Source organism: Chryseobacterium sp. BIGb0232, assembly GCF_024810195.1.
Lineage (GTDB): Bacteria > Bacteroidota > Bacteroidia > Flavobacteriales > Weeksellaceae > Chryseobacterium > Chryseobacterium pennae.
Genome location: NZ_JANUEH010000006.1, coordinates 16,993 through 30,569, shown reverse-complemented (window position 1 = coordinate 30,569; position 13,577 = coordinate 16,993). Strand labels below are relative to the sequence as shown.

The 13,577-nt window shown below is 36.5% G+C and carries 12 protein-coding genes; all 12 read right to left on the bottom strand.

Going from position 1 to position 13,577, the window contains the following annotated elements:
* Positions 1 to 34: 34 nt before the first annotated feature.
* The 12 genes from M2372_RS14810 to M2372_RS14755 all read right to left on the bottom strand — a co-directional run bounded on the left by M2372_RS14810 (position 35) and on the right by M2372_RS14755 (position 13,430).
* Complete coding sequence (locus tag M2372_RS14810; protein ID WP_123321021.1) at positions 35 to 2,044, bottom strand: hypothetical protein; 2,010 nt, start codon at positions 2,042 to 2,044, stop codon at positions 35 to 37.
* A gap of 1 nt (position 2,045) precedes the next feature.
* On the bottom strand, positions 2,046 to 2,597 hold the full coding sequence (locus M2372_RS14805; protein WP_123321160.1) for an LptE family protein: 552 nt from the start codon (positions 2,595 to 2,597) through the stop codon (positions 2,046 to 2,048).
* Positions 2,587 to 3,294 (bottom strand): hypothetical protein, encoded by a 708-nt coding sequence (locus M2372_RS14800; protein ID WP_123321020.1) that lies wholly within the window; start codon positions 3,292 to 3,294, stop codon positions 2,587 to 2,589. Before M2372_RS14800 ends, M2372_RS14805 begins: the two co-directional genes overlap by 11 nt.
* A 16-nt stretch (positions 3,295 to 3,310) precedes the next feature.
* Positions 3,311 to 4,597: a sigma-54-dependent Fis family transcriptional regulator gene (locus M2372_RS14795; protein WP_123321019.1), complete on the bottom strand. Its 1,287-nt coding sequence runs from the start codon at positions 4,595 to 4,597 to the stop codon at positions 3,311 to 3,313.
* Between the two features lie 36 nt (positions 4,598 to 4,633).
* Positions 4,634 to 5,431, bottom strand: a complete 798-nt coding sequence (locus tag M2372_RS14790) for a tetratricopeptide repeat protein (RefSeq protein WP_123321018.1) — start codon at positions 5,429 to 5,431, stop codon at positions 4,634 to 4,636.
* Positions 5,403 to 5,852, bottom strand: a complete 450-nt coding sequence (locus tag M2372_RS14785; protein ID WP_123321017.1) for a hypothetical protein — start codon at positions 5,850 to 5,852, stop codon at positions 5,403 to 5,405. The genes M2372_RS14790 and M2372_RS14785 overlap by 29 nt, the downstream gene beginning before the upstream one ends.
* A gap of 76 nt (positions 5,853 to 5,928) precedes the next feature.
* On the bottom strand, positions 5,929 to 7,365 hold the full coding sequence (gene miaB / locus M2372_RS14780; protein WP_123321016.1) for a tRNA (N6-isopentenyl adenosine(37)-C2)-methylthiotransferase MiaB: 1,437 nt from the start codon (positions 7,363 to 7,365) through the stop codon (positions 5,929 to 5,931).
* 169 nt (positions 7,366 to 7,534) lie between these two features.
* The gene (locus tag M2372_RS14775; protein WP_123321015.1) at positions 7,535 to 7,948 is read right to left on the bottom strand and encodes an energy transducer TonB; all 414 of its coding nucleotides are present in this window, start codon (positions 7,946 to 7,948) and stop codon (positions 7,535 to 7,537) included.
* 109 nt (positions 7,949 to 8,057) lie between these two features.
* Complete coding sequence (locus M2372_RS14770) at positions 8,058 to 8,537, bottom strand: energy transducer TonB (protein ID WP_123321014.1); 480 nt, start codon at positions 8,535 to 8,537, stop codon at positions 8,058 to 8,060.
* Between the two features lie 136 nt (positions 8,538 to 8,673).
* A complete protein-coding gene (locus M2372_RS14765; RefSeq protein WP_123321013.1) occupies positions 8,674 to 10,407 on the bottom strand; it encodes a thiamine pyrophosphate-dependent enzyme in 1,734 nt (577 codons plus the stop codon).
* Positions 10,408 to 10,742: 335 nt separating this feature from the next.
* Positions 10,743 to 11,945 carry a diaminopimelate decarboxylase gene (lysA, locus tag M2372_RS14760; protein ID WP_185018915.1) on the bottom strand — a complete coding sequence of 401 codons (1,203 nt, stop codon included), beginning with the start codon at positions 11,943 to 11,945 and terminating at the stop codon, positions 10,743 to 10,745.
* Positions 11,946 to 12,206: 261 nt separating this feature from the next.
* Entirely contained in the window at positions 12,207 to 13,430 is a 1,224-nt protein-coding gene (locus M2372_RS14755; RefSeq protein ID WP_123321011.1) for a PolC-type DNA polymerase III, read from the bottom strand.
* Between the last annotated feature and the right edge of the window lie 147 nt (positions 13,431 to 13,577).

The window sequence follows — 13,577 nt, the reverse complement described above, 5'->3', positions numbered from 1 at the left end:
AAGGTACAGCTTTTACTTCTGTACCTTTTATATTTTAGTTTTTACTTCTAAAGTCTTTGATCTCTTTAATTTTAGTTTCGAAATATTCTTTCTTCTCCGGATATTTTTTGATCAGTATTCCAAATGCTTTAATTGCTTTGGAGTATAGTTTCTGTTCAACATAAAGATTCGCCAATGTCTCAGTCATCAGGTGGGAAATATCATCATTCTTTTCTTTCACCACATAAGAGCTTTCTTCTTTTAACTGGCTGATTCTAGGATTGTTTTCAATAAAGTTTTCAATTGCCTTTTCTTTGATCTCCTCTTTTTCTTTTACAACTTCATCTACTCGGTCTATTTTCAACCAGCTTTGCCAGGTATTGATAAACCCCGGAACATTACTGTTAATTGAAGATTGAGCTGTATTTTCCGCTACTGTATCCTTCATTGATTCTCCTTTTGCAGGCTCTTCTTTCTTTTCCTTCTGTCCTTCTCCAACCTTCAGGCTCGAAATATCCGTACCAAAGAATGAAACATTCATCACCGGAACTTCTTCTTTCTTTTCCTGCGAAACCGTTTCAGGAGCTTCCTGTACCTCCTCTGAACTATCCTCAGATTTTTCTTCCGATAATTCCTGAGCTTCTTCTACAGCCGGCAAAATATCTTCAGCAGAAGGCTCTATTATTTCTTCCGTTTCTTCAACAGACTCTATATTTTTTGCTTCTGGCTCTACCACAGGGGCTTCTGCTGCTACAGGGATAGCTGTGGCAGGAACAACGGCTACTACCGGTTTATTAATCAAAGAATCAGGTATATGAGATTCCAGGCTCATAGGCTTCCAGGCTGTCTGAACTTCAGGAACGGACTCTTCTGCAACTTCTCTTGCAGCTTCTATTTCCGGTTCCGGCTGTTCAATCGCTTCTTCATGTGGTTCTTCTTCTTCTTTAACCTCTGCCTGTTCAGGACTGTCTTCTCCTGTTGACCAGAAGTGGAAATTTTGAGTTTCCGCAAAACTTATCCCGTGATCTTCAGCAGCTTTCGGTTCTGTTTCTTCTTCCTGAGGAGCAGATTTGGTTTCCTTCATCTTTTTCTCAACCTCCTCAATCAGACGTCTCATTTCCTCCTCATGCTTATTTACATTAGACAAAGGAACTTCAACTGTTTCAGTGATGTTATCATTAGTGCCCTGGATCTTAACATCCGGCAGGAATGCATCTGTTCCGTGGAAACTTAATTCGGCATCCGGCTCTTCTTTTTCAGTTTTAGAAACTGGAATTTCTTCATCCGCAACAGCTTCAGCGTCCTCTTCTGAAACTTCAGCTATATTTTCTTTAACCTCTGCTTCGGTCAATAAGGATTTTGTCTCCTCAAAGCTTAGGCTCTTGTCTTCTTCTACTTTTTCTTCTATAGCTTCTGAGGTAATCTCGTTTTCCTCAACAACCGTTTCCGGTGTAAAGTTTTCTCCTGCATTCTCTTCTGCTCCCTGCTGTACCTCTTCTACTTCCTGTTGAATTGCCTCTTTTACTTCAGGTTCGGATTTTTGAGTGACCAATGTTCCTGACTCTAATGTAGATTCAAGATCAATTATTTCAGCATTTTTCTCATCAAGGAAGTTTTCCTCACCTTCAAACAGAATTCTGTTTCTTTCTCCGTTTACATAGATATGCTGAACCTCCTGGTTTGTTGGCAATATGCATGTTTCCTTTTCTGCTGCTGCTTTTACAGAAGGCTCCGTTTCTTCTCTTTTTATTGGGAAACCCTTGACATTATAATTATATTTAACAGGCTTATCAGCCACTATTACAGAGGGTTTCTCTTCAGTTACTTCCTGCTGAATCTTCCCGTTTATCAGTTGATAAAGAATTTTTTTATCAGTGGTATAAGCCGCTGTAATAGAAAGTTCTTTCTGATAATTTTCTTTCTCATACAGGTGTACTCCATACAGATGAAGCGCCCTGATATTTTGAATATAGGGAAATGCATGAATCTCTTCCTTCAAAAGGCCAAGGTCTTCTGACTGAATATTTTTTGGATTTTTTATTAATTCTAAAACTCTGGGATTCATCTTACCAATTCGCTACAATGTCGTTAAAAATCTTGTTAATAATTCTCTCAGTCACAATTTTTACTTGCTGACTTTCGATATCACTCTGAGATAAGTTACTGTTAAAAGCAGCCTCATCCGTATAGGTTCTGTCAAAACTGGAATCCGGGTGTACTTTATTTTCATAGTGTACTTTTACAGTAATTGTAAGTCTATTCTGAGCCTGTTGTATTACTCCGCCAGACGGATTGGTCTGGGTATTGGAACTGATCGTAGTAGGCGAAATAGAGTAATCTGTAATCTCACCTTCTATCAGAATATCAGGATTTGATTTTGTTCCTTTCAATGTGGTTCTCTGTAAAAACCTGTTCTGAATATCTGTAGAGAACTGTTGTGACAATGCAGGGTTTACAAGAGGTGCATTGTTTGGAAACTCATTGATCTGGACGGTTTTCTCGTCTGTAAGAGATGATCCGGTAAAGCTGTAGCATGACTTTAATACTCCCAGCAGAGCAAAGAGCATCACTACCAAAAATGGCTGTTTCAGACGGATGTTTTTAATTTTAAAATTCATTTTTAGATCCAATTTCAGTGATTTCATCATACTCAATCTGTTGAATAGCATCTTCGTAAGCAAAATAATTAGCAGTATATGCTAATGGAATGGTAAGAAAAATCCCAATCCCACAAGCAAGAAACCCAATCTGAGCCAAAAGGCTTACTACAAATGAAAAAAGAAGAATTGCTATAAGATTCCCTTTAGTCATTACTTTTGAAATATTCCAGGCTGTTTTGATATCTTTAATTCCTTTAAGGCTGATTAATGGAACGATGTAGAATGCTTTCAGTGCAAAATAGTAGACCGCTACCATAATAAAAACTACATAAGGAATTATAAAAATCATTGCAAGTAGCCCAGCATCATTCCCATTATTAGACAATGCTCCTGTTAAAGCCAATACAATCACCAATGGAATGTAAATGAGTAAAACTCCTCCAAAAACAATTAACTGTAGAATAAAGTAAGGCATAAAGTCTTTAAAATCAAAAATATCTCCCGGGCTTGCTGGCTGATTTTTATTGATTTTATGAAGATATCTATACATATTACCCATTCCTAATAACCCGCAAAAAGGAATAATCGACATCACAACGCACACTAAAAATGCGGTAAATACGTTTCCGAAATCTTTCTTCAAAAGTTCGAATCCTTTGTTAATATATTCCCCGAATTTAAAATTAATCGGCTTTGGTTTTAAATTTATATCCATGATTGATTGCGCTTTTCTAATCTTCCAGATTATACTGTTTTATTTTTCTATATAAAGTTCTTTGTGAAATACCCAGCTCATCCGCTGCCCTGTTCCTTCTTCCTTTATGTTTTTCCAACGCTTTGATAATCAAATCTTTTTCGTTATTTTGAAGAGAAAGGGATTCTGGTCTGTTTTCCTCTACTTCAATGTCCTCGATATCTTCGTAACTATCATCCGGGCTTGAAATAATGGTCGGGTTTTGTACTGTCGGCGCCTCATTATTCTCAAAATACAGCAATGATCCTGAGTTGATTTGTGGCTGAGCTTCAGGGGTATAAATTCTGTTAATCAGATTTTTTTCATGATTGCTGAGATCTGCTGTTCCTCTGTTCTTTATTAATTCCGAAGTTAAGGATTTTAAATCATTAATATCATTCCGCATATCAAAGAGAATTTTATACATGATTTCTCTTTCACTTCCAAAATCATTTGGTTTTGGTGTACTCTGATTGCTGACCACCATTGGAAGATGGGTTTCCATCGGAATATATTCTGCAAGTTTTTCTGCAGTGATATTTCTGTTCCTTTCCACAACGGTCATCTGTTCAACAAGGTTTCTTAACTGACGGATATTCCCTGGGAAAGAGTAATTTTCTATATAATGAACGGCACTTTGCTCCAGTTCCAGTTCAGGCATTCTGTATTTTTCTGCAAAATCGATGGCAAATTTCCTGAACAACAGATGAGTATCTCCTTTTCTTTCTCTTAAAGGCGGCATATCAATCTGAACGGTATTCAAACGGTAATAGAGATCCTCACGGAACCTTCCATCATGAATAGCCTTCATCATGTTGACATTGGTAGCTGCTACAATTCTTACATTGGTCTTTTGTACCTGTGAAGATCCTACCTTCATAAATTCACCGCTTTCCAGGACTCTTAAAAGACGAACCTGGGTCTGCAAAGGAAGCTCACCTACCTCATCCAAAAAGATTGTTCCGCCATCTGCCACCTCAAAATATCCTTTTCTGGTAGCTGTAGCTCCTGTAAAAGCTCCTTTTTCGTGTCCAAAAAGTTCTGAATCTATGGTTCCTTCAGGAATAGCTCCACAGTTGACTACAATATAAGGCTGGTGTTTTCTTCTGGATTCTGAATGAATGATCTTCGGAATAAATTCTTTTCCTACTCCACTTTCTCCGATAACAAGGACGGAAATGTCTGTAGGTGCAACCTGTATCGATTTTTCCAGGGCTCTGTTGAGTGCCGGAAAATTCCCGATAATTCCGAAGCGGTTTTTTATGTTTTGTAGCTCGTTGCTCATAAGTAAATTTTTGATTATTGATTTAATGTTATTGTTCTACAGCTCTTCAATCTGCTTTCTGTAGACTTTGTTAAAATGATGTGTATAGCCATCTTTCATGGTCTTTCCCTCATCATACGTTTTTAAGGCTAACATTTTTAAATCCAAATAATCTTTGTTTCTGATTTTAGAAACTTTACTTTTAAAGTATATATTCTCGGCAAAGTCGTATTCTTTGCTTTGTTTTTCAAAATTTTCCAGGGCTTTATCATATTTTCCCTGTTCAAAATAGGTTACTCCAAGCTGGTAATGGTCAAACATTCCCTTTACATACCCTCTTGTAACCAGCAGTTTTTCAATAATTCCGACGGCCTTTCCCTTCTGTCCTAAAGCACTGTAGGACATAGCTTTCACTACATCCAGATTATAATCTCCGTTTTGTGATCTTCCTAGATCTTCGGGATAATATTTTTTAAGCTCTTCCAGATCCAGAACAGCTCCTTTATAGTCTCTTAAAAACTGAAATTTACACCATCCTCTATACCCCAAATGTTTTTTAGGATCTAAAGCAACGGCTTTATCGATCAATATTTTCCAGGATGCAAAATCTCCATTTTTGAGATAAGGCACTGCTTTCTCCATATAAGCATTGGAGAAGTCCGGACAAAGCTCAATCGCTCTGTCAAAACCTTCCTGAGATGCTCTGAACCCCTGTAAACCTGAAGCCTGATTATAAAGTTCACAAGCTTTTTTACAGTCCTCACCCTCTATTGCACTACAGTTGACCTGTGCAATAGTATTGGTGTACACGATAAGTAACAAAAAGCTAAGGTAATACCTCTGAAACTTGTCCATCTTCAATTTTATAGGTTAAATACTGATAGTAATCTATTTTTAAACCTTCTATCTTTTTTGGCCTCCAGCCATTCAATGATTTTGTAAACTTTAGCAGCTTATTTTCAAATTCTCCATCCAAAGCAATATCTTTCAAATCTGAATCCAGATGCTTTACTCTGAACAATCCTGCCTTTCCTTCACAATTTACTAAAAATCTCACGGTAATATATCCCTTGATCTTTTTTTCTGAGGAAATATTTTCTTTTTTAAGCCTTTCTTCAATAGCAATCTTTTCTCCCTTATAATCGAACTGCTGGGATACATTATAATATTGAAAACTGAAAGGTTTGTCCTTTCCTGCTCCACATTTCTTAAAATCGGTTTCATCCAGTTTTTCATCAAAGGTAATATCACCTACAATATCAGGATATTTGCTCATGGTTTTCTCTGCCTGGCAGGAAAACAATGCAAAAGAAAACAGAGTAAAAAGAAAAGCCGCTTTCAAAAACTTAAATTTATTCTGTGATTCTTCCTAAAAGTGTGCCCTGAGTGTTATCATACACAAAAACTTCCACAATGTCACCTATTTTCTGTTCTTCAAGTTTATCAAAGACACAAACGGCATTCTGGGAATTTCTTCCTTTCCATTGGTTTTCATTTTTTCTGGAAGTTCCTTCAATCAGAACCTTATGCATTCTTCCTACATAAGACTTCATTCTCATTCTGGAAAGCTCTCCCTGAAGGGCAATAATCTCTGCAAGACGTCTCTGTTTCACATCAGCAGGAATATTGTCTTCCATTTTCTTGTGGGCAGGGGTTCCCGGTCTTTCCGAATAAGCGAACATATACCCATAGTCATATTCCACTTCCTTCATCAGGCTTAATGTATCCTGATGATCTTCTTCTGTTTCATTACAGAATCCTACGATCATATCCTGAGAAAAGGCTACTTCCGGAACAATTTCCTTAGCTTTTCTGATCAGTTCAAGATATTCTTCACGGGTATGCTGTCTGTTCATTGCTTCAAGCATATTATTGCTTCCACTCTGAACAGGAAGGTGTACATATTTACAGATGTTATCGTGTTTTGCCATCGTTCTGAATACATCAAGGCTCATATCCTGAGGATTTGATGTAGAGAATCTGATTCTCATTTCAGGAACTGCTTTCGCTACTAAATCAAGTAATTGAGCGAAGTTTACTGCAGTTGCCTTCTGCATTTCAGATGCTTTTGCAAAGTCTTTTTTAGGACCACCCCCGTACCATAAGTAAGAGTCTACATTCTGTCCTAAAAGGGTAATTTCTTTATACCCGCTATTGGCTAGGTCTTTACATTCCTCAATAATGGAATGTGGATCACGGCTTCTTTCTCTACCTCTTGTAAAAGGAACAACGCAGAATGTACACATATTATCACAACCTCTGGTAATGGTAACAAAAGCTGTTACTCCGTTTCCGCCTAAACGAACCGGATTGATATCTGCATAAGTTTCCTCTTTGGAAAGAATTACATTGATAGCATCTCTACCATCATCAGTTTCCTTCAATAGATTAGGTAAATCTCTATAGGCATCCGGTCCTACTACAAGGTCAACCAGCTGTTCTTCTTCTAAAAATTTAGTTTTCAATCTTTCCGCCATACACCCAAGAACACCTACCGTCATATTTGGTTTTTCTTTCTTAAGTTTTTTGAACTGGGCAAGACGCATTCTTACCGTCTGCTCAGCTTTTTCACGGATAGAGCATGTATTCAACAGGATCAGGTCAGCTTCTTCAACTTTCATTGTTGTATTATATCCCTGTTCGTTAAGAATGGAGGCAACAATTTCTGAATCAGAGAAGTTCATCTGACAGCCATAGCTTTCTAAAAACAGTTTTTTAGAGTTTTCAGGTCTTTCGGCAATAGCAAATGCTTCACCCTGTTTTGTCTCGTCTATATATTTTTCCTGCACGATAATCAATTTAAAGGTTCGGGATTAAAACACAGGGATTTGTTCCGTGAATTTTAAACTACGAACAGATGAGTCTGCAAAGATACAAAATATTGTGACAGAATGGCAGGAGGATTATTATGATCTGTTAAACTCATAAAAGATGTGATTTTCCTCTGCTTTATGAGTATTAATCTCCGTGATCAAAATGATCTGATGTAAAGTTAATTTTGATGATTTTCTTAGAAACTACAGGCTGTCCATCTTTAACTGCCGGTTTCCATTTTTTCTTTACTTTTTTAATCGCAAATTTCATATCATCAATAAACATTTCGCTGTTTTTTACTTTTGGCAACACATCAAGGTTCTCTATCTTACCACTTGTATTCACATCAAAAACAAAAACAAACTGTCCGTTTACTGCATATTTCCCCAAATCAATATAAGAATGAACCATTTGCAAAAACTCTTTAGCAAAAGCATCATCTCCTCCCGGAAATTCTACATTTTGTGAAGTCATTACTTTTTCTTTGGGAGCTTGTGATTCCTGGGAATATCCCATAAATCCGAAAAACAGAAGTACAATTAAAATGGTTTGTTTCATAGTTATAGTTTGCCAATAATAAAAGGTAGCTTGCCCAGAGAACAATCTATCATCCCTGATTTTACCTTAAAACAGTAAGAAAAATGATTGATATTTATCCATGTGGAATTTACATGTCTATTGATAAGGAAGAGAAATTCATTTTCACTTTCATCTGAGATTTTACGGGTTGTCCGTTACAGGTTGCAGGCTTCCAACTTCTTTTGATTCTTCTTACTACATACTGCATATCATCAAAAAAAGCTTCGCTATGCAGAACTTTTGGATTACCAACGGCATCAATTACTTTCCCTGTTTCATCTATAATCAAAGTAAATGTAAAGTCCCCGCTCAGCGTATAAAAATCTGCATTCAGATAGGTATACATATATTTGCTCAGGATATCTTTGTATGCTGAAGCTCCTCCTTCGAAAGCAGCCGGTTTAAAATCATTACACTTTACAGCAACCTGCATAAAAGGTTCTTTGATGTCTATTTTAAAAAGATTTTTATTATTTTCTATAATAAAAGACTCATCTCTATCTTCAAGCTCCTGGGCAAAAACTAAGTTTGTAAAACAAAGAGCAAAAAATAAAAGTATCGTTCTCATAGCCTGATCTATTCATTAAATTAATAAACAAAGGTAAATATTTAAATGTCTTACAAAAAAGAAAAACTTCACACAATGTGTGAAGTTCTAAAAAAATGTTTTCTATAGTATTTGTTTAAAACATTTAAAATAATCTCTATAACAGCCCTTTAATATGTTTATAATTACTTTTCACTGTTTCAAGCACCTCATCCATTTTCCCACCCAACATTAGCTGAGCCATAGATTTGGTCATCCCCAACACCTGATCCAGTTCAATTTTCGGTGGTAGTGCCAATGCATTAGGATTTGTAAAGATATTAAGAAGATAGGGTCCGTCATGATCAAGACATTCCTTAATAGCATTTTCTACTTCTTCAGGCTTATGAACATTTTTCCCGGGATACCCCATCGCCTGAGCAACTAATGCAAAATCCGGGTTGATCATATCTGTTTCATTATCCGGCATTCCACCCACTTCCATTTCCAGTTTTACCATCCCCAGGGTTCTGTTATTGAATACGATCAGCTTTACCGGAAGTTTATACTGGAAAATAGTGGCCATATCTCCCAGCAGCATAGATAATCCTCCGTCCCCACACATCGCAATCACCTGTTTTTCTGGATGTGACAAGGATGCTCCAATAGCCATAGGCATTGCATTAGCCATTGATCCATGATTAAATGATCCCAACATCTTCCGTTCTCCGGTTCCTGTAATGAATCTTGCTCCCCAAACACAGCACATTCCTGTATCTACCGTAAAAATGGCATCTTTTTTAGCTAACTGATCTAATGTATGGGCAACATATTCCGGCTGAATGGCATCTTCTTTTCCTGAATCTCTTACATATTCAAGTTGGTTCTCTTTTACTTTATCATAAAACGCTAACTGCTCATTGAGAAAGTCGACATCTTTTTTCTCATTCAGCATTGGAAGTAAGGCCATAATAGTTTGTTTAACATCTCCTGTAAGCCCCAATTCAAGCTTTGCTCTTCTTCCCAGCCTTTCCGGGCTTTCATCAATCTGAACAATTTTATTTTTCACAGGCATAAACTTCTGATATGGGAAATCGGTTCCGAGAAGAATAACAAGATCTGCATCGTGCATGGCATGATAAGCTGAAGGAAATCCCAACAGCCCTGTCAGTCCGATTTCATTAGGATTATTAGGCTGAATAGCCATTTTTCCCCGAAATGAATATCCTACAGGTGCTTTTAAGACTTGAGACAACTGTACAACCTCAGCATTGGCTTCAGCAGCACCGATTCCACAATAAAGGGTAACTTTTTTACTTTCATTGATGAGAGTAGCCAAATTTTTCAACTCATCATCCGATGGTCTGATTAATGGATTGGTCTTAAATATCTGGGTGGAAGTTGTTGTTTCCTGTGCCTCCAATTCTGAAACATCACCCGGAAGGCCTATCACCGCAACTCCCTTTTTGGAAATTGCATGTTGAATAGCGGTCTGAAATGTTCGCTGCACCTGTTCAGGCCTTGTGATCATTTGATTATAATAGCTGCAATCGTCAAAAAGCTTTATGGTATTAGTTTCCTGAAAATAATCCATGCCCATTTCATCACTGGGAATCGTAGAGGCAATTACCAGCATCGGAACATGAGATCTATGCGCTTCATATACCCCGTTAATCAGATGAACATGGCCGGGACCACAGCTTCCTGCGCATACTGCGAGCCCATCAAGTTCAGCTTCTGCGGCGGCGGCATAAGCTCCAACTTCTTCATGTCTTACATGAATCCATTGAATGCTGCTTTTCTTTACCGCAACATTTAGGTGATTGAGACTGTCCCCGGTAACTGCATAAATTCTTTTCACATTGGCATTTTCGAGCATTTCAACAATTTGCTCTGCAATATTTTTGGCCATAATTAATAGATTTGGTATTGTTTTTCTGTAGTGTGATTAGGATAAAAAGAACCTAAGCCTATCAAATTTAGCTAATTAATTGATAAACCCAGCCATCATAAATATTAAAAAACTTGTAAATTTTTCTTTAAATCTTAACTCAATGACTTTTATTTTAACGTAGCGGTCGCTAAGGTCTGTAATTTAAGTATGATGATTTTTAAGTTGTAAATATATTTTACTCAGCACCTTTGCAAACGTAGAATATAGGTTTCATATTATTTATCCGGAGGCTTAGCATAAAAACAAAACGGCCATCCCAAAGGACAGCCGTTTATTTATTATTTTCTATTAACTTATATCACCACTTCAATCTGGTTTCTCAATAAATCTTCAAATTCATCTCTTTTACGGATCAGGTGGGCTTTCCCGTCAAGGAATAACACCTCAGCAGGTTTTAATCTTGAATTGAAATTTGAACTCATTTCAAAACCGTAAGCTCCTGCGTTGTGGAATGCAAGAATATCACCTTCTCTTACTTCGTGCAATTTTCTGTCCCATGCAAAAGTATCTGTTTCGCAGATGTTTCCTACTACCGTATAAATTCTTTCTGCACCTTTTGGATTAGACAAGTTTTCAATAGCGTGGTAAGAATCGTAAAACATTGGACGAATCAGGTGGTTAAATCCAGAGTTTACTCCAACGAAAACAGTAGCAGTAGTTTGCTTGATGACATTTGCTTTCACTAAAAGGTATCCGCTTTTTCCTACTAAGAACTTACCCGGTTCAAACCATAATTCGAATTTCCTTCCGGTTGTTTTTGAGAATTCGCCTAAAACTTTTTCTACTTTTCTCCCTAATGTTTTAACATCTGTTTCTTCTTCATTGTCCTGATAAGGGATTTTGAAGCCACTTCCCATATCCAGATATTTCAGATTAGGGAAATGCTCAGAAAGTTCAAGCATGATATCCAGTGCCTGAAGGAAAACTTCAGGATCTTTGATCTCACTTCCTGTGTGCATGTGAAGTCCTTCAACGTTAAGGTTGGTACTTTTCATCACTCTTTCAATGTGACGAAGCTGATGGATAGAGATCCCAAACTTGCTGTCGATGTGACCTGTTGAAATTTTGTAGTTCCCTCCGGCAAAGATATGTGGGTTGATTCTTACAAAGATAGGGTAAGAGTTTCCGTATTTATTCCCAAATTGTTCAAGAATGGAAATGTTATCAATGTTAATATGAACTCCGAAAGACATTGCTTCTTCTATTTCCGCCAAGTCAACACAATTGGGAGTAAACAATATTTTCTCTTTTGGAAATCCTGCTTTTAGCCCTAGTTTGACTTCATTAATAGATACACAATCCAAAGATGCACCCAGTTTCTTGACATATTTAAGGATATTGATATTCGTCAACGCCTTCGCCGCATAGAAGAACTTAGTATGTTTTAAAAAGGAAGACGTAAGCTTCTCGTATTGAACTTTGATGGATTCAGCATCATAAACATACACTGGTGTGCCAAACTCATTGGCAATCTTTAATAATTCTTGTGAATTCATAATTTGATTTTAACATAAAAAAAGGCAGATTCTTCAAAAAAAGAGTCTGCCACATTGATTATTTTTTATGCAAGACAACTCTTTTAAATATTCCAAACCTTAGAGAACTTAACAGCTCCCTTTTTTCCAGTTTTTATTTGTTTAAAATTTTGCATTGCTTCGATTTATTTTTTGCAAAAATACTATTTATTTTTTATTTTAAGATAATTGATTTAAAAAGTATCTTCTTCCTAATCAAAATTTAACATCTAATTTTTTTAATTATTTAGGCAAGGGTAATGTCTCAAAATCACCACGCAAAAGGGCAAGCTGCAGTTCATTATTCAAATCTGCTGAAGACAACTGAAGATCAATTTTCAATTTGGCAAGCTTACTTAATGTCTGTATCTGTGTAAACAGCTCATAAAAACCAAAGGATATTACTTTTCCGTTTTCAATAATTAAAAATAGCTTCTCACCTAATTTTCTTCCGGTACCCAGCCAAAGCTCGTTTCTTTTTCTAAACTCTATCTTCTGCTTTAACACTGCTACATCATTGTATTCTTCCTGAGCACCAATAAACTGAACGGCTTTTGTACCCTGAGTAAATGACCTGAATTTCAGAATTGCTTTTTCTGTTTTATTGAGCGTATTTTTTTCAACAACATATTTCTTGTTTCTGAAATAAAGTCCGAATGGCAGAACTTCTTTTTTCTTACTATTTTTAGAGTTCAGGATTAATTTGGCAATAATATCTGTTCCGGTAAGCTCAAAATTAATCTGTTCAGCATCCTTTTGAACCTGTTCCCATTTTTTTGATTTGGAATTGAATAACTTTTTTGAAAATTTATTGATATCCTGAACATAATCGGAAAAAATAATTCTTCCGGATTCATCCTGAAAATAAACAAATCCTTTTTCATTCGGAAGATCCTGTGTAAGCACCTTAATCCTATTGATATAGGTCTTGGCATTGGTTTCATCATGTTGCTTCTGAATAATTTCATTTTCAGTATCCTTTGATACTAAAAGTTTAAACAGTTCCAGGGTTGCTCTGGCATCTCCATCAGCTCTGTGATGATTAGTCAAGGGGATTCCCAGTGACTTTACCAGCTTACCGAGAGAATAGCTCACTTCATCAGGAATCAGTTTTTTCGCTAATGGAATAGTATCTAAAGTATTGATTTTAAAATCATAACCAAGCCTTTTAAATGATTGACGAAGCATTCTGTAATCGAAATCAATATTGTGCCCCACCAATGTTGTATTTTGGGTAATTTCAATAACTCTTTTGGCTATTTCATGGAATTTCGGCGCTGTCTTCACCATTTTTGGTGTAATACTGGTCAGCTTCTGAACAAAAGGAGTAATATCTCCTTCCGGGTTGACAAGCGATATAAACTGATCTGTAATTTTCTGCCCATCATATCTGTAGATGGCAATATCTATAATGCATTCATTTCTATAACCTGCACCATTACTTTCTATGTCTATAATTGAATACATTGATTTTCCCTTTAACTGCTGTGTTTATTATTAAAAATTTTAACTCTTTCATCTGATATTCTTTTACCGTCAGTGAAGATAACCTGCTAAAATAGTAAAAAATATATCAAAATAAGTTACCCAAAAAGCTTACCACTTATTCACTAA